Here is a 15,545-nt window from a genome sequence, read left to right as displayed (position 1 = left end):
GGTCCGGCGGCCGACCCCCGGCGCACCCCCGCGAGCCCCGCGGACAACCCCCATGGACGCAGCCGGGGCCCGGCGTTTCGGGGACGGGAGGGGCTGGAGCAGCCTCCGGGGCCGGCGCACCGTTCGGCGGCCGGAATCCAGCCCATCGAGTGACAGCGGCCGCATCCGGCTGACGTAACCGGGCGCCCGGCCTTATGGTGCGCTGGACCACGGCGCCACAGGCCGGGGCGCTTCCGCCCGCCGTCGGGTAGCGGCGGTCGCGCGGGGGGATGCTGGACGGCGTCCGGCCGGACCGGACACGCCCGGGCCGTCCGACACCGCCCCGGGCGGTCGTCCGGAATCCGGGCGACGTCACCGGGACGAGTGGAAACCGGGGCGATCCGGAACACCCACCCGGATACGGGCGTCGAAAATGTCAGAAGCGCCACGCAGCATGAAGCACCGGGGCTCGGCGGACACCGTTTCCCGGTCGGAACTGATCGTTTCGAATCGGCTCAGGGGCCCCTCGCCGGGCACCCGAGGGCTCCGAAGGGGGTGCCGCACCGTATGGCCGCTGTCGACACCGCGCGCGCTCACGCCCAGGCGGTCCTGCGGATCCGAGGACTCGCCCGGGCCGCCGCCGCGCTGCCCGCCGCCGCCGCGGTGGTCCTGCTCGCCGGCCGGTTCACCGGCCGGATCGGCGCGCCCGGCTCCCCCGACGCCGCCGGCTGGGACCTCGCCCGCTGGACGGTCTGCGCGGTGGCCGCGCTCACCCTGCTGGTGGCCGCCGCGGCCGCCCACGGGTACCGCCGGGCCGAGCCGCCGCGGACCCCGGCCGTGCCGCTCGGCCGCGCCCAGGCGCCCGAGCTGTACCGGCTGATCGACGACCTGGCCGAGCGGCTGGAGGTCCCCGCGCCCTCCGCCGTCGCGCTCACCCCGGACTGCGACAGCTGGCTGGAGGACGTCCCCGAGGCCCGGCCCCGCCGCCGCGCCCGCACCGCCGACGACGAACCGCCCGCGCCGGTCCTGGTGATCGGCTCGCCCTTCCTGTGGTGGATGCGGGCCGGCGAGCTGCGTGCCCTGCTCGCCCCGGTGGTGGCCGGCACCGCGGCCGCCGCCGATCCCGAGATCGCCGCCGCCCGCCGCTTCCTGCGCGCCCTCGACGCCAGCCTGGACACCGGGGCCGACCTCGGTCCGGCCGCGCCCACCGGCCGGACCACGGGCCGGACCACGCGGCGGATCACCGGTCCGATCACGCAGCGGATCACCCGCCGGCTGCTCGGCGCCTGCCGCGAGCACGCCGCCGAGCTGGAGCGGTCCGTCGCCGGCTGGGCCTCCGAACAGGCCCGCGGCGTCGACTACGGCCTGCGGATCGCCGCCCAGGAGCAGGTCGGCCTCGCCTACGCGGGCTGGGACCGACTGCTCACCCGGGTCGCGCTGCCCGCCTGGCGGCTCGGCCGGCACCCCGCCCACCTCAACGCGGGCGTGGTCGCCGCGCTCACCGAGCTGTCCCGGCGCGACCGGCTGGCCGACGGCTACGGCAGCCGGCTCGGCGACCGTCCGGCCTGCGACCTGCTGGAGGAGCCCGGCACGGTGGACGCCGCGGTCTCCCGGCTGGCCGCCGAGCTGTTCTTCGGCGCGCCCGCCTCCGGGAGCTGGCGCGAGCTGGAGTGGGCCGACTACCCGGCCGAGGTGGTGGACGCCGGCTGGCGGGCCCGGGCCGCCGCCCTGCAGTCCGCGCTGGACCTGCTCGCCCCGCAGGCCCGCCCCGGCGCCCCGACCCTGACCCGGCTGCTGGGCCGGCTCGCCGACGGCGACGGCGAGCGGCTGGCCGCCGCCCTCGCCGCCCAGTCGGTCCGCACCACCGCGCCCGCGCCGCTGCTCGAACCGGTCCGCACCGGACGGGACGTGCTGGTCGACCACGTCACCGCGATGGTCTGCTGCGCCGCCGTGGACACCGCGGGCGCCGTCCCCGGTCTCGACTGGCTGGACGGTCCGGTGCTGCTGATCGGCGGGGTCCGCCGCACCGACCTCGCCGAACCGGTCGCCCAGGCCGTCGAACAGGGCCAGGACGGCCCGCTGCGGGCCTGGCTGGACGCCGCCGACGTGCGGCTGGAGAAGCCCGTCCGGCTCTGACCGGCGGCCCCGGGGGAGGGGCGCGAACCCCACCCGTGAGCGCCCCCGGCCGAACCGGCCGCCCCGGGTCTTCGCAGGCCGGAGGCCCTCCCCTCACCGGGCCGGAAGATTCCCGCCACTAGTTGCTACCGTGGGGTGACGCAGCGCCAGCACGGTGTGGTGTATTAGTCCGCACGCACATCCGGGAGGCACGTGCCAACCGGCGGAGGTGCACCTGGGAGGGGCGCGCGTGGGGACCGAACTCAACCGCCGCTGGGAGTCCGGTACGCACGCGCACAGCGTCTCCGACCCCTTCGGCCAGGGCCCGCTGCCCTGGCTGCGCAGCCCGGACCAGTACCTCGCCGGCACCGAGGGCGACGTGCCCTGGTACGTCTCGGTGGACGCCCCCGGGCAGCGCCCGCTGGCCGGAGGGGTGCGCGGCAAGCCCCCGGTCGGCACCCCGCTGAGCGCCAACGACGAGGAACAGCAGATCAAGGGCTTCGCCTCGGCCGGCGTGGTCCGCCCCGGGGGCTCGGTGGACCTGCGGGTCACCGTCAACCCGCCCCGCGAGTTCACCGTCGACGTCTACCGGATCGGCCACTACGCGGGCGACGGCGCCCACCACATGACCTCCAGCCCGCTGATCGCCGGCATGGCGCAGCCCGCCCCGATGGTGGCCGGCCGGACCGTCTCCTGCCACCACTGGTGGCACACCTGGCGGCTGCAGATCCCGCCGCACTGGCGGCCCGGCGCCTACGTCGCCGTGCTCACCACCGCCGACATGCTGCACCGCAGCCACATCCCCTTCACCGTCCGGGACTTCGAGGACCAGACCCGCGCCGCCGAACTGCTGCTGGTCGTCCCCGACGTCACCTGGCAGGCGTACAACCTCTTCCCGGAGGACGGCCGCAGCGGCGCCAGCCTCTACCACGCCTGGGACGGCGGCCTGCTGGTCGGCGAGACCGAGGCGGCCGTCACCGTCTCCTTCGACCGTCCGCACGCCACCGCCGGGCTCCCGCTGCACGTCGGCCACGCCTACGACTTCATCCGCTGGGCCGAGCGCTACGGCTACGACCTCTCCTACGCGACCGCCACCGACCTGCACGCCGGACTGGTCGACGCCTCCCGGCACAAGGCGCTGGTCTTCCCCGGCCACGACGAGTACTGGTCCGAGCCGATGCGCCGCGCCGTCGAAGGGGCCAGGGACGGCGGCACCTCGCTGGTCTTCCTCTCCGCCAACACCATGTACTGGCGGGTCGAGCTGAGCCCGGGCCCCTCCGGCGAGCCCAACCGGATGCTCAACTGCCGCAAGCGCCAGAAGGTCCGCTCCGACAACCCGGCCGCCGGGGCGCCCGGTGCCGCCAGCGCGCTGTGGCGGGACGCCGGCGAGCCGGAGCAGCACCTGCTCGGCCTGCAGTACTCCGGCCGGGTCGCCACCCCCGTGCCGCTGGTCGCCCGGCACACCGCGCACTGGTTCTGGGCCGGCACCGGCCTGCACGAGGGCGACGGTCTGCCCGGGCTGGTGGCCGGCGAGGCCGACCGCTACTACCCCAAGGTCGCCCTGCCCGGGAACACCGAACGCGTGCTGCTCGCCCACTCCCCGTACCAGGACCCGGCCGGGCGCACCCGCTACCAGGAGACCTCGCTCTACCGGGCGCCCAGCGGCGCCTACGTGTTCGCCTCCGGCACCTTCGCCTGGTCGCCCGCGCTGAACCGCCCGGGGCTCACCGACGAGCGGATCCAGCGGGCCACCGCCAACCTGCTGGACCGCCTCTGCAAGAACGGCTGAACGGCCCCGGCGACAGGCCCTCGGCCGGTGCGCACGGATGGTCATGACAGACTCGACCCCAGTGACCTCCCCTTTCGCGCCGCACCGCCCGCGAACGACCCCTGAGGACTGAGACGACCTTGAGCGGATTTGTCACCAAGCCCGAGCCGGTCCAGGTACCCGGCCTGGTCCACCTGCACACCGGCAAGGTGCGCGACCTGTACCGAGCCGAGTCGGGTGACCTCGTGATGGTCGCCAGCGACCGCACCTCCGCCTACGACTGGGTGCTGCCCAACGAGATCCCGGACAAGGGCCGCGTCCTCACCCAGCTCTCGCTGTGGTGGTTCGAGCGGATCGCGGACATCGTGCCCAACCACGTGATCTCCACCGAGGTCCCGGCCGGCGCCCCGGCCGACTGGAAGGGCCGCACCCTGGTCTGCCGCAGCCTGGACATGATCCCGGTGGAGTGCGTGGCCCGCGGCTACCTGGCCGGCTCCGGCCTGGAGGAGTACCGCGCCTCCCGCACCGTCTGCGGCATCGCCCTGCCCGAGGGCCTGGACGACGGCTCCGAGCTGCCCGCCCCGATCTACACCCCGGCGCTGAAGGCCGAGGTCGGCGAGCACGACGAGAACGTCCCCTACGAGGAGACCGCCCGCCGGATCGGCGCCGAGCTGGCCGCCCAGCTGCGCCAGACCACCCTGGCCGTCTACTCCCGGGCCCGGGACATCGCCCGCGAGCGGGGCATCGTCCTGGCCGACACCAAGTTCGAGTTCGGCCTGCTGGACGGCGAGCTGGTGATCGGCGACGAGGTGCTGACCCCGGACTCCTCGCGGTTCTGGCCGGCCGACGGGTGGGAGCCGGGCCGTCCGCAGCCCTCCTTCGACAAGCAGATCATCCGCGACTGGCTGACCTCCCCGGCCTCCGGCTGGGACCGCCGCGGCGAGCAGCCGCCGCCGGAGCTGCCCGCCGAGGTGGTCGAGAAGGTCCGTGCCAAGTACGTCGAGGCCTACGAGCGGCTGACCGGCCTCAGCTGGGCCTGAGGCCCGTGGGCGCCCGCGGGCCCGGCGGTCAGATCCAGCCGTGCTCGCGGGCGATCCGCACCGCCGCGTGCCGGTTCTCCGCGCCCAGCTTGGCGGCGGCCGCGGACAGGTAGTTGCGGACGGTGCCCTGGGAGAGCGAGGCCCGGTCGGCTATCTCGGCGATCGAGGTGCCGTCCGCGGCGAGCTCCAGCACGTCCGTCTCGCGCGGGGTCAGCGGACTCTCCCCGGCGGCGATCGCGTCCGCCGCCAGCTCCGGGTCCACGTACCGGCCGCCGGCCCGGACGGTCCGGATGATCCCGGCGAGGTCGGCCGCCGAGACCGTCTTCGGCAGGAAGCCCCGGACGCCGACCTCCAGGGCCCGCTTCAGGTAGCCCGGGCGGCCGTGGCCGGTGACGATCATGCAGCGGCAGTCCGGCAGCAGCGCGCGGAGCCTGGTGGCCACCTCGATGCCGTCCAGGCCGGGCATCTGCAGGTCGAGCACCGCGATGTCCGGCCGGTGCGCCTGGGCCATCGCCACCGCCTCCGTGCCGGACGCGGCCTGGGCGACCACCGCGATGTCCTCCTCCAGCGAGAGCAGTGCGGCCAGCGCGCCGCGGATCAGGTGCTCGTCGTCGGCGAGCAGGACGCGGACGGGCGCGGTGTCGGGCGCGGTGTCGGTCATCGGCGGGGCCTTCCGTGCGGTGGTTCTCAGAGCGGGACGCTGGCGAGCAGCCGGAAGCTGCCGGGCGCGGCCTGCGGGAGGGTCAGCTCGCCGTCGTGGGCGGCGAGCCGCTCGCGCAGTCCGCGCAGACCGGTGCCGCCTCCCTGCGAGGGCAGCGGCACGGCGGGCACCCCGTCATTCTCCAGCTCCAGCACAGCCCGGCCGTCCTCCTGGCGCAGCCGGATCGCGCAGCGGCCCGCCTCGCTGTGCCGCAGGACGTTGGTGGTGGCCTCGCGGATCACCCAGCCGAGCACCGACTGGACCGGGGCGGGCAGCCGGTCGGCGTCCCCGCCGAGGTCGATCTCGCAGGCCACGTCGGCGGAGCGGAGCACCGCGCGGGCGCCGATCGCCTCCGCGTGCAGGTCCGCCGTGCGGTAGCCGCGGACCACGTCGCGGACCTCGCGCTGGGACTCCTGGGCGATCTGCTGGACCTCGGCCATCTGGTCGGCGGCCTCCGGGCGGCCGCGCCGGGCCAGCTGGACGGCCAGCTCGCTCTTGAGCGCGATGGTGGTGAGGTTGCGGCCCATCACGTCGTGCAGGTCGCGGGAGAACCGCAGCCGCTCCTCGGCGACGGCCAGCCGGGCCTGGGCCTCGCGGGCGGCGTCCAGCTCCCAGACCACGGACTGGAGCCAGGCGAAGCTGCGGCAGCTGGACCCGAGGAAGAGCATCACCAGCGCGGTGCCGGTCACCAGCCCGAGGCACGTTCCCGGGGTGGCGCCGGTCAGCAGCATCGCGGGAAGGACGGCCAGCAGGCCGGCGGCCCCGGCGAGGGCCGCCCGGCGCGGGGGCAGCCCGACCGAGGCCGGACCGAAGGCGGAGAACAGGATGGTGGTGGCGAGCGGGAGGGTGAAGACCACGGACTCCGCGTCGGAGGCCGCGCCGACCCGGGGGCCGAGCAGCAGCACCGCCCAGCAGCCGGCCACCGCGATGCCGCCGTTGAGGGCGAGCCAGCGCAGGTGGTCGGTGGGCCGCTTCAGGTAGTGGTCCAGCGAGGTGCGGTAGGCCCGCAGGGTGACCAGGGTCTGGGCGAATCCGACCACCAGGGCCACCCGGGCGGCCGGGTGGGTGCGGTAGTCCGGGTCGGACGTGTTGATCAGCAGTCCGATCGGCAGCGGGGCGAGCGCCATCAGGTAGAGCGACCAGCGGAGGTAGAGCTCGGAACGCTGGGGCTTGGAGTAGCCCCTCCACGCGCGCACCGGATTCGCGACGCCCATCTGTCCTGCTCCCCGTTCGGCCATGATCGTGCTGCTGCCTTCCTATCAGAGGTGGCGCGGCTGGCGGACCTTCGGTTCGAGAGCGCCGGGGTCAGCGGCGCGGCTCCCAGCGGAAGTAGCGGACGGCGGCCCAGACCGCGAGGGCGAGCCAGACGCCACCGGTGACCAGGTGCGGGGCGGCGGTGGCCCAGGAGCCGGCGAAGCCGGTCGGGGCGGCCGAGCCGTCGGTGCCGAACCAGCCGACCCGGACCAGCTGGAACGCCGGGGTGGTGGGCAGCAGCCGGCAGATCTCGGCGAGCCGGTCCGGCATGACCTCCAGCGGGATGAACAGGCCGGAGCCGAACTGGGTGAGCAGCAGCATCGGCATGGTGGTGATGCCGGCGCTCTCCACGGTGCGGGTGAAGGCGCTGGAGACGGCGGCGAGCGCTATCAGGGTGACGACGGCCAGGGCCAGGCCGACGACCAGCAGCACCGGGTTGACCGGGGCGGTCAGGTCCAGGGCGGAGGCGCCGACCACACCGATCACGGCGCACATCAGCAGGGCCAGGCCGACCGAGGGGACGGCGGTGCCGGCCATGATCTCCAGGTCCCGGGCCTCGCCGGTGCGCAGCCGCTTGAGCACCAGTTCGCCGCGGCGGGCCACGTAGGCGGCGGTGAGGTTGTAGTAGACGACGAAGGCCAGCACCATCCCGACCGCGCCGTTGACCAGCAGGGAGTCGACGTCCAGGCCGGGGTTGGTCTCGGCCTGCTGGGTGAGCACGCTCTGCAGGCCGAAGATCAGGATGAGCGGCAGCAGCACCGCGGTGAACAGGGCGGTCCGGTTGCGCAGCAGCAGGATGCCTTCGGCCCGGCCGAGGGAGAGCAGCCGGCGGACGGAGGTGCTCTTCGGCCCGGTGGCGGTGGCGGTGGTGACGACGGTGGTCATCGGGCGAGTCCGATCAGCTTGCGGCGGGCGGGGGGAGCGGCGGGGGAGTCGGCCGGGGGCTGGTGGGCGGCCTCGGCGGCGATGGCCAGGAAGGCCTGCTCCAGCGAGGCGCTGCGGGCGTCGAGGGCGCCGAGGGCGATGCCGTGGTGGCCGGCCCAGCCGAGCAGGTCGGTCAGCGTGGTCTGGAGGTGCGGGGTCCGCACGGTGACCTTGCGGCCGTCGGCGGTGACGGTGGCGCCGGCCAGCGGGGGGATCGAGGCGCCGGTGAACCGCGGCAGTTCGAACGTGATCCGTGACGGCTGTCCGGCGATCACCTCGGCCACCGTGCCGGCGGCGACGATCCGGCCGCCGTGCATGATCGCCAGCCGGTCGGCGAGCTCCTCGGCCTCCTCCAGGTAGTGCGTGGTGAGCAGCACCGTGGTGCCCTGGGCGCGCAGCTCGCGGACCAGCCGCCAGACGGCGGCGCGGGCCTCCGGGTCGAGGCCGGTGCTCGGCTCGTCCAGGAACAGCACCTCGGGCCGGCCGAGCAGGGCCATCGCGAGGTCGAGGCGGCGGCGCTCGCCGCCGGAGAGCTGCTTGACCCGGACGTCGCGGCGGTGGCCGAGGCCGACCAGCTCCAGCGCCTCGTCCAGCGGGCGGGCGTGGCTGGTGGCGCCGGCCCAGGACCGGCCGGTCTCGGCGACGGTGAGGTCGCCGGGGAAGCCGCCCTCCTGGAGCATGATGCCGATCCGGGGCCGGACGGCGGCGCGCTCGCGGTACGGGTCGTGGCCGAGCACCCGGGTCCGTCCGCCGGTCGGGGCGGCGAGGCCCTCGATCAGCTCCATGGTGGAGGTCTTGCCGGCCCCGTTGGTGCCCAGCAGGGCGAAGAGCTCGCCGCGGCCGACGGTCAGGTCGACGCCGCGGACGGCGTGGTAGCGGCCGCTTCCGGTGCCGTAGTGGCGGTGCAGGTCGGTGACCTCGATCACGTGATCGCCGGGGCGGTGGGGCTGGCTCGTTTCCATGCCCCAAGCCTCCCGTCGCCCGGCGGCCGGGGGCAGTGCGCGCCTTCATGAGAACCCGGTGCGGATCCACGGGTACGCGATGACAAATGTCATGGGCGCCGGGAACGGAAACGCCGAAGGGCCCTCTCGACCGAGAGGACCCTTCGTACTGGAGCGGACGACGAGATTCGAACTCGCGACCCTCACCTTGGCAAGGTGATGCTCTACCAACTGAGCCACGTCCGCAGGATGGAACTATGTAATTGTGCTGTGCTCGCGCACTGCGAGCGGACGACGAGATTCGAACTCGCGACCCTCACCTTGGCAAGGTGATGCTCTACCAACTGAGCCACGTCCGCACGGTGCCTGGTGGGGCACCGGCCGCCGGTTTGGATCTCTCCGTTGCGGCGACGAGGAATACTCTACAGCATCCGAAGGGGTGGTCGCCCCGCCCTTCGGACGCGGGCGGGACGACCGGTGCCCGAGGGTGTTCAGTTCGCCTCGGCGAACGCCTCGTACACGTGCTTCGGGATCCGGCCGCGGGCCGGCAGCTCCATGCCGCGGGACTGGGCCCAGGCCCGTACGGCGGCCGGGTCGGGGGTGAGGGCGGTGCGGCGGAAGGACTTCCCGGTACGGCTCTGGCGGCGGCCGGCGGCGACGAACGGGGCGAGGGCCTCCCGCAGCTTTTCCGCGTTGTCCACGGACAAATCGATCTCGTACGACTTCCCGTCCACGCCGAAGTGGACGGTTTCCGCGGCGGCGCCGCCGTCCAGGTCGTCGGAGAGCGTGACAACTACACGCTGAGCCATGGGCGTCAATCCTCTCGGGCAATTCGGCCGACAAGGGCGCGGGCGCGCCCCGGGGCCTGATGTGCACCTATCGCGCACGTGCATACGGGCAGGCCGGATGGCCGTGCCGGATACGCAGCACTGCCGCGGCAGGTGGCCCTATTCTGCACCCGAAGCGGGGAGAAATCGAAGAGTCCGGCTTTCTTTTCCGGATATTCACGTGTCTTCGCCGGGGCGCCGGATAGCCGGTGCACCCGGCTGGCCGATCTGTCCGGAGTGCCGGTATTCGGGTGCTCTTCGGCCGTTCCCGACGGGGGCCCGGGAATCCGGCGAAAAGGGGCGTACGGCGGGGGGTCCCGGGCGGATGGAGGCCTTGCCGCGTAAGGGGCGTGGGTCTACGCGCGTCACCACGCCCGGCCAGCAATCCCGCCCGAAACCCCCGGTAGTCTGGAGTTCCCCCGCCTCACGAAGACACCACCGGGAGTGCCAGTGGCACGCGTCGTAGTCGACGTCATGCTCAAGCCGGAGATCCTCGACCCCCAGGGACAGGCGGTGCAGCGCGCACTGCCCCGTCTCGGATTCACCGGGATCGCCGACGTCCGCCAGGGCAAGCGTTTCGAGCTGGAGCTGGAGGGCCCGGTCGACGACGCCGCGCTCGCCCGTATCCGCGAAGCCGCCGAGACCTTTCTCGCCAACACCGTGATCGAGGACTTCACGGTCCGCGTCGAGGAGGAGGGCAAGTGACCACCCGCGTCGGCGTCGTCACTTTCCCCGGCTCCCTCGACGACCGCGACGCCCGTCGCGCCGTCCGCCTCGCCGGCGCCGAGCCGGTCGCGCTCTGGCACCGTGACAAGGATCTCCACCAGGTCGACGCGGTCGTCCTGCCGGGCGGATTCAGTTACGGCGACTATCTGCGCTGCGGTGCGATCTCCCGCTTCTCGCCGGTGATGGAGACCGTCATCGAGCAGGCCAGGGCGGGAATGCCGGTTCTCGGTATCTGCAACGGCTTCCAGGTGCTGTGCGAATCGCACCTGCTGCCCGGCGCGCTCACCCGCAACGACTCGCTGCACTTCATCTGCCGCGACCAGAAGCTGCGGATCGAGAACAACGGCACCGCCTGGACCCGCGATTACGCGGCCGGCCAGGAAATCGTCGTCCCGCTGAAGAACGGTGAGGGCCGCTTCGTCGCCGACGAACGCGTCCTGGACGAGCTGGAGGCCGAGGGCCGGGTGGTCGCCCGTTACCTCGACGTCAACCCCAACGGTTCGTACCGCGACATCGCCGGCATCACCAACGCCGCCGGCAATGTCGTCGGCCTGATGCCGCACCCCGAGCACGCCGTGGAGCCGCTCACCGGTCCCACCACCGAGGGCCTGGGCTTCTTCACTTCCGTCCTGAAGCAGCTGGTGAACGCCTGATGAGCCTCGACACCGTCAAGAACGCCGAGCAGACCCCGGACGCCGCCCAGCCGTGGGCCGAGCTCGGCCTCAAGCAGGACGAGTACGCGCGCGTCCGGGAGATCCTCGGCCGCCGCCCGACCGGCGCGGAACTCGCGATGTACTCGGTCATGTGGTCCGAGCACTGTTCGTACAAGAGCTCCAAGGTCCACCTGAAGCAGTTCGGCGAGAAGAAGCCCGAGACGGACGCGATGCTCGTCGGCATCGGCGAGAACGCCGGTGTGGTCGACGTCGGCCAGGGTTACGCGGTCACCTTCAAGGTCGAGTCGCACAACCACCCGTCGTACATCGAGCCCTACCAGGGCGCGGCCACCGGCATCGGCGGCATCGTCCGCGACATCCTGGCGATGGGCGCCCGCCCGGTCGCCGTGATGGACCCGCTGCGGTTCGGCGCGGCCGACCACCCGGACACCCGGCGCGTGCTGCCCGGGATCGTCGCGGGCATCGGCGGCTACGGCAACTGCCTGGGCCTGCCGAACATCGGCGGCGAGGTCGTCTTCGACTCCTGCTACCAGGGCAACCCGCTGGTCAACGCGCTGTGCGTGGGTGTCATGAAGCACGAGGACATCCACCTCGCGCAGGCCTCCGGCGCCGGCAACAAGGTCATCCTGTACGGGGCCCGCACCGGTGGCGACGGCATCGGCGGCGTCTCGGTGCTCGCCTCCGAGACCTTCGACGACAGCAAGCCGGCCAAGCGCCCGGCCGTCCAGGTCGGCGACCCGTTCCAGGAGAAGCTCCTCATCGAGTGCACCCTGGAGATCTTCGGCGAGAAGCTCGTCAAGGGCATCCAGGACCTCGGCGGCGCCGGCCTGTCCTGCGCCACCTCCGAGCTGGCCTCGGCCGGCTCCGGCGGCATGCGGATCGACCTCGACACCGTGCACCTGCGCGACCACACGCTCTCGCCCGAGGAGATCCTCATGAGCGAGTCGCAGGAGCGCATGTGCGCCATCGTCGAGCCCGACAAGGTCGCCCGCTTCCTGGAGATCTGCGAGAAGTGGGACGTCATCGCCAACGTCATCGGTGAGGTCACCGACGGCGAGCGGCTGGAGATCTACTGGCACGGCGAGCTCGTCGTGGACGTGCCGCCGCGCACCGTCGCCCACGAGGGCCCGACTTACCAGCGCCCGTTCGCCCGCCCGAGCTGGCAGGACGCGCTGCAGGCCGACGCCCCGACCGCCGAGCGGCTGGCCCGCCCGACCACCGGCGAGGGCCTCAAGGCCGACCTGCTGAAGGTCGCCTCGCACCCGAACCAGGCCTCCAAGTCCTGGATCACCGACCAGTACGACCGCTACGTGCTCGGCAACACCGTGCTCTCGCACGGCGAGGACTCGGGCATGATCCGGATCGACGACGAGACCAACCTCGGCGTCTCGGTCGCCACCGACGGCAACGGCCGCTTCACCAAGCTGGACCCCTACACCGGTGCCCAGCTGGCCCTCGCCGAGGCGTACCGCAACGTCGCGGCCGGCGGTGCCAAGCCGCTCGCGGTCTCGGACTGCCTCAACTTCGGCTCCCCCGAGGACCCGGACGTGATGTGGCAGTTCGCCGAGGCCACCCGTGGCCTGGCCGACGCCTGCCTGACCCTCGGCACCCCGGTGACCGGCGGCAACGTCTCGCTGTACAACCAGACCGGCGAGGTCGCCATCCACCCGACCCCGGTGGTCGCGGTGCTCGGCGTGATCGACGACGTCACCCGCCGCACCCCGGTGGCCTTCGCCGAGGAGGGGCAACTGCTCTACCTGCTCGGCGACACCGAGGACGAGCTGGGCGGCTCGGCCTGGTCGCAGGCGGTCCACGAGCACCTGGGCGGTCTGCCGCCCAAGGTCGACCTGGAGCGCGAGCGGCTGCTCGGCGAGATCCTGATCTCCGGCTCGCGCGACGGCATGATCGACGCCGCGCACGACCTGTCCGACGGAGGCCTGGGCCAGGCCCTGGTGGAGAGCTGCCTCAAGGGCGGCCGTGGCGCCCGGGTCGTCGTGCCCGAGGGCCTGGACCCGTTCGTGTTCCTGTTCTCCGAGTCGGCCGGCCGCGCCGTGGTGGCGGTGCCGCGCAGCGAGGAGCTCCGGTTCAACGACATGTGCACCGCGCGGGGCCTGCCGGCCACCCGGATCGGTGTGGTCGACGGCGACGGCCTGGACGTCCAGGGCCAGTTCAGCGTCTCGCTGGCGGAGCTGAAGGACGCCCACACCGGCGTCATCGAGGCCCTGCTGGGCTGAGGCCGCGCACCTCTCCCGGGGACGGACGGTTCGTGTCGAACCGTCCGTCCCCGGGCGTATGTTGGGGCCCATGCCTGCCAAGCCCCGTACCTACCAGCCCGCCAGGACCCGCGCCGCGCTGGCGGCGCAGCTCAAGGCCCTGCGCGCGGCCGTGCACCGGCTGACCGCCGCCGACCTGGACCGGCCGACCCGGCTGGGGGAGTGGCGGGTGCGCACCCTGGTGGCCCATCTGAGCCTGGTGCTGGACCGGCTGCCGGGGCAGCTGGACGCCCCGGTGCCGGTCGGGCCGCCGGTCACCCTGGCCCGGTTCACCGAGCTGACCGGGACGGTCGCCGAGGCGGTCGACACCGACGTGACCGGGTTCGCGGAGGCGGAGTTCGCCGGCCCGCCCGAGGCGGTGGCCGCCCGCTTCGACCGCTCGGCGGACACCGCGCTGGCCGCGCTGGACGCGGTGGCGGACGACGCGCCGGCCCGCCCGGTGGCCATGCGGTTCGGCCCGATGCCGCTCGTCGAGTTCCTGGTGACCCGGCTGGTCGAGACGGTGGTGCACGCCGACGACCTGGCCGACGCGCTCGGCCCGGAGCCGTTCCCGCACGACCGGCAGGCGGTGGCCGCCGTCACCCGGATGCTCGCCGACGCCTTCGCCGACCGGGTGCCCGGCGGCGCCGTCGAACTGCGGGTGCCGCCGTACGCGGTGGTGCAGGCCGTCGAGGGGCCGCGGCACACCCGGGGCACCCCGCCGAACGTGGTCGAGACCGACCCGCTGACCTGGATCCGGCTGGCCACCGGCCGCACCGGCTGGGCTGCCGCGGTCGACGTCGCCGCGCTGTCCGCGAGCGGCGAGCGCAGCGACCTGCGCGGGTTCCTGCCGCTGCTCGGCTAGGTGCGCAACTGGGCGGCCAGCTCCTGGGTCGCCCGGCGCAGCGGCTCGCCGGCCAGGGACCGGTCGATCGTGCTCTCGTCGGTGTCCTGGGCGAACGTCAGCGCCAGGTCGCCCTTGCCCCGGACAGTGAGCCGGGCGACGGCCGCCAGGCCCGCGCCGGGGGTGAGCCGGGTCTGCCCGGCGGTCGTCCGCTCGGCGTAGAACTCCTGGAGCTGGGCGTTGCTGAGGTTTCCGTAGTCGTTGAGGTGCGGGGCCAGCATGCTGACCGCCGGGTCGTCGCCGCTCTCGGCGACGGCCATCAGGTCGATCCGGGCCGGGGTGCCGCCGACGGTGAAGTAGCAGGTCACCCAGGCGTACGGGGGTGAGGCCGGTATCGAGGGCGGCGGAGTGACGCCGCTGGGCCAGGGCTGGGCGGGGACGCCGTCGCTGACCCTGACGTCGATCGGAGGCTGGTCCTTGGCGCCGGGGGTGACCGGGCGGTCGATGCCGGCCTTCCGCAGCGCCGCCGCGGGGTCCAGGGAGAACGGGCAGGGGCCGCCGGTCCCCTGCAGTTCGTGGGCGGCGGACCGGACCTGCTGGTAGGAGAACAGGTCGGTGTCCCCGGCGCTCCGGGTGCCTTCGTCACCGGAGCAGGCTCCCGCCCCGAGCAGCAGTCCGGCTCCGGTCAGGGCGAGCGCGCGGCGGTGGCGGGCTGGTGCCGGGCGGCGTGCGGTCGAGGCGGTCATGGTGACCAGCCTAGGCCTCGGTGTTCCCGGCCGGGGCCGAAACGCGCCCCAACGTCGTTGCGGTGCGGGCCTGTTCAGGGAACCGGCGGTCCGCTCAGGTAGCCGCCGTCGGGGCCGTACGGCCAGGCGTTGGGTGTGCAGCCCTTGAGGCCGTAGATCTGCTGCATCATCGCGGGCGCCGGTTTGCCGGGGCCGGGGCAGGTCTCGTGGCCGTGGCCGATCCGGTGGCCGACCTCGTGGTTGATCACCAGCGCCCGGTACTCCTCGATCGGGCCGGTGAACTGGGGTGAGCCGGTGGTCCAGCGCTTGACGTTGACCAGCACCTGGTTGCCGACGTTGCAGTTCACCTCGCCGTGGGTGTCGAGCCCGGCGGCGCCGCAGATCCTGTCCACGGTGGCGGGGGAGGCGATCTTCACGGTGAAGTCGTAGGCACCGTCGGCGACCCGCTGGAAGCCGTTCCTCCGGTCGTTGGTCCAGCCGCGCTTGTCGGCCAGGATGCCCTGGATCTGGGTGGCGGAGGTGGCCGCGTCGACGCCGATGCCGTCCTCGACCTCGACCCGGTAGCGGCGGATCCGGCCCTTGCCGACCGGGTCGGCGGTGCCCGGGACGACGGTGAAGGTGCCCGTGCCCTTGGCGGGGACGCTCTCCGGCCCGCCCGGTGGCGGGGTGGGGGTGGGAGTGGGCGTGGGGGCCGCCGGGGTCTCGGACGGCGGCGGCGCCGCGCTGGTGGCCGGTGCCGGGGCGGCGCCCGGCGG

Annotated in this window: 14 protein-coding genes and 2 tRNA genes; 7 read left to right on the top strand and 9 right to left on the bottom strand. The window is 73.8% G+C overall.

What is annotated here, in order from left to right; translation table 11 throughout:
* Positions 1-546: 546 nt before the first annotated feature.
* The 3 genes from ABD308_RS08865 to ABD308_RS08855 all read left to right on the top strand — a co-directional run bounded on the left by ABD308_RS08865 (position 547) and on the right by ABD308_RS08855 (position 4,902).
* Positions 547-2,115, top strand: a complete 1,569-nt coding sequence (locus ABD308_RS08865) for a hypothetical protein (RefSeq protein WP_344330386.1) — start codon at positions 547-549, stop codon at positions 2,113-2,115.
* Between the two features lie 229 nt (positions 2,116-2,344).
* Entirely contained in the window at positions 2,345-3,883 is a 1,539-nt protein-coding gene (locus ABD308_RS08860) for a N,N-dimethylformamidase beta subunit family domain-containing protein (protein WP_344330384.1), read from the top strand.
* A gap of 119 nt (positions 3,884-4,002) precedes the next feature.
* On the top strand, positions 4,003-4,902 hold the full coding sequence (locus ABD308_RS08855) for a phosphoribosylaminoimidazolesuccinocarboxamide synthase (RefSeq protein WP_344330382.1): 900 nt from the start codon (positions 4,003-4,005) through the stop codon (positions 4,900-4,902).
* A gap of 28 nt (positions 4,903-4,930) precedes the next feature.
* Here ABD308_RS08855 and ABD308_RS08850 read toward each other — a convergent pair whose 3' ends face one another.
* From ABD308_RS08850 to ABD308_RS08820, 7 genes are all read right to left on the bottom strand, one after another.
* Complete coding sequence (locus tag ABD308_RS08850; RefSeq protein WP_344330381.1) at positions 4,931-5,563, bottom strand: response regulator; 633 nt, start codon at positions 5,561-5,563, stop codon at positions 4,931-4,933.
* Between the two features lie 26 nt (positions 5,564-5,589).
* A complete protein-coding gene (locus ABD308_RS08845; protein WP_344330380.1) occupies positions 5,590-6,816 on the bottom strand; it encodes a sensor histidine kinase in 1,227 nt (408 codons plus the stop codon).
* A gap of 91 nt (positions 6,817-6,907) precedes the next feature.
* The gene (locus ABD308_RS08840) at positions 6,908-7,741 is read right to left on the bottom strand and encodes an ABC transporter permease (protein ID WP_344330379.1); all 834 of its coding nucleotides are present in this window, start codon (positions 7,739-7,741) and stop codon (positions 6,908-6,910) included.
* Entirely contained in the window at positions 7,738-8,742 is a 1,005-nt protein-coding gene (locus tag ABD308_RS08835) for an ABC transporter ATP-binding protein (RefSeq protein WP_344330360.1), read from the bottom strand. The genes ABD308_RS08840 and ABD308_RS08835 overlap by 4 nt, the downstream gene beginning before the upstream one ends.
* A gap of 149 nt (positions 8,743-8,891) precedes the next feature.
* Positions 8,892-8,967, bottom strand: a tRNA-Gly gene (locus ABD308_RS08830).
* 40 nt (positions 8,968-9,007) lie between these two features.
* Positions 9,008-9,080, bottom strand: a tRNA-Gly gene (locus ABD308_RS08825).
* 132 nt (positions 9,081-9,212) lie between these two features.
* Entirely contained in the window at positions 9,213-9,530 is a 318-nt protein-coding gene (locus ABD308_RS08820) for a histone-like nucleoid-structuring protein Lsr2 (RefSeq protein ID WP_030304494.1), read from the bottom strand.
* 468 nt (positions 9,531-9,998) lie between these two features.
* Here ABD308_RS08820 and purS point away from each other — a divergent pair, with 468 nt between their 5' ends.
* The 4 genes from purS (at position 9,999) to ABD308_RS08800 (ending at position 14,065) form a co-directional block, all read left to right on the top strand.
* On the top strand, positions 9,999-10,253 hold the full coding sequence (purS, locus tag ABD308_RS08815) for a phosphoribosylformylglycinamidine synthase subunit PurS (protein WP_030304493.1): 255 nt from the start codon (positions 9,999-10,001) through the stop codon (positions 10,251-10,253).
* The gene (gene purQ, locus ABD308_RS08810) at positions 10,250-10,927 is read left to right on the top strand and encodes a phosphoribosylformylglycinamidine synthase subunit PurQ (protein WP_344330343.1); all 678 of its coding nucleotides are present in this window, start codon (positions 10,250-10,252) and stop codon (positions 10,925-10,927) included. Before purS ends, purQ begins: the two co-directional genes overlap by 4 nt.
* On the top strand, positions 10,927-13,182 hold the full coding sequence (purL, locus tag ABD308_RS08805; protein WP_344330341.1) for a phosphoribosylformylglycinamidine synthase subunit PurL: 2,256 nt from the start codon (positions 10,927-10,929) through the stop codon (positions 13,180-13,182). The genes purQ and purL overlap by 1 nt, the downstream gene beginning before the upstream one ends.
* A 70-nt stretch (positions 13,183-13,252) precedes the next feature.
* The gene (locus ABD308_RS08800; RefSeq protein WP_344330339.1) at positions 13,253-14,065 is read left to right on the top strand and encodes a maleylpyruvate isomerase family mycothiol-dependent enzyme; all 813 of its coding nucleotides are present in this window, start codon (positions 13,253-13,255) and stop codon (positions 14,063-14,065) included.
* Here ABD308_RS08800 and ABD308_RS08795 read toward each other — a convergent pair.
* On the bottom strand, positions 14,062-14,790 hold the full coding sequence (locus ABD308_RS08795) for a hypothetical protein (RefSeq protein WP_344330337.1): 729 nt from the start codon (positions 14,788-14,790) through the stop codon (positions 14,062-14,064). The genes ABD308_RS08800 and ABD308_RS08795 overlap by 4 nt on opposite strands.
* 74 nt (positions 14,791-14,864) lie before the next feature.
* The coding region (locus ABD308_RS08790) for a DUF3152 domain-containing protein (protein WP_344330335.1) at positions 14,865-15,545 on the bottom strand (681 nt) is incomplete at its 5' end.

It is taken from the genome of Kitasatospora putterlickiae (genome assembly GCF_039527695.1).
Classification (GTDB): domain Bacteria; phylum Actinomycetota; class Actinomycetes; order Streptomycetales; family Streptomycetaceae; genus Kitasatospora; species Kitasatospora putterlickiae.
The sequence above is the reverse complement of the archived record's forward strand: the minus strand, read 5'-3'. Positions and strand labels throughout refer to the sequence as shown.

Excerpts from the sequence above, each read along its gene's own strand:
- ABD308_RS08865 (WP_344330386.1), top strand. The coding sequence starts at position 547 with ATGGCCGCTGTCGACACCGCGCGCGCTCACGCCCAGGCGGTCCTGCGG.
- ABD308_RS08850 (WP_344330381.1), bottom strand. The coding sequence starts at position 5,563 with ATGACCGACACCGCGCCCGACACCGCGCCCGTCCGCGTCCTGCTCGCC.
- ABD308_RS08845 (WP_344330380.1), bottom strand. The coding sequence starts at position 6,816 with ATGGGCGTCGCGAATCCGGTGCGCGCGTGGAGGGGCTACTCCAAGCCC.
- ABD308_RS08840 (WP_344330379.1), bottom strand. The coding sequence starts at position 7,741 with ATGACCACCGTCGTCACCACCGCCACCGCCACCGGGCCGAAGAGCACC.
- ABD308_RS08835 (WP_344330360.1), bottom strand. The coding sequence starts at position 8,742 with ATGGAAACGAGCCAGCCCCACCGCCCCGGCGATCACGTGATCGAGGTC.
- ABD308_RS08820 (WP_030304494.1), bottom strand. The coding sequence starts at position 9,530 with ATGGCTCAGCGTGTAGTTGTCACGCTCTCCGACGACCTGGACGGCGGC.
- purL (WP_344330341.1), top strand. The coding sequence starts at position 10,927 with ATGAGCCTCGACACCGTCAAGAACGCCGAGCAGACCCCGGACGCCGCC.
- ABD308_RS08800 (WP_344330339.1), top strand. The coding sequence starts at position 13,253 with ATGCCTGCCAAGCCCCGTACCTACCAGCCCGCCAGGACCCGCGCCGCG.
- ABD308_RS08795 (WP_344330337.1), bottom strand. The coding sequence starts at position 14,790 with ATGACCGCCTCGACCGCACGCCGCCCGGCACCAGCCCGCCACCGCCGC.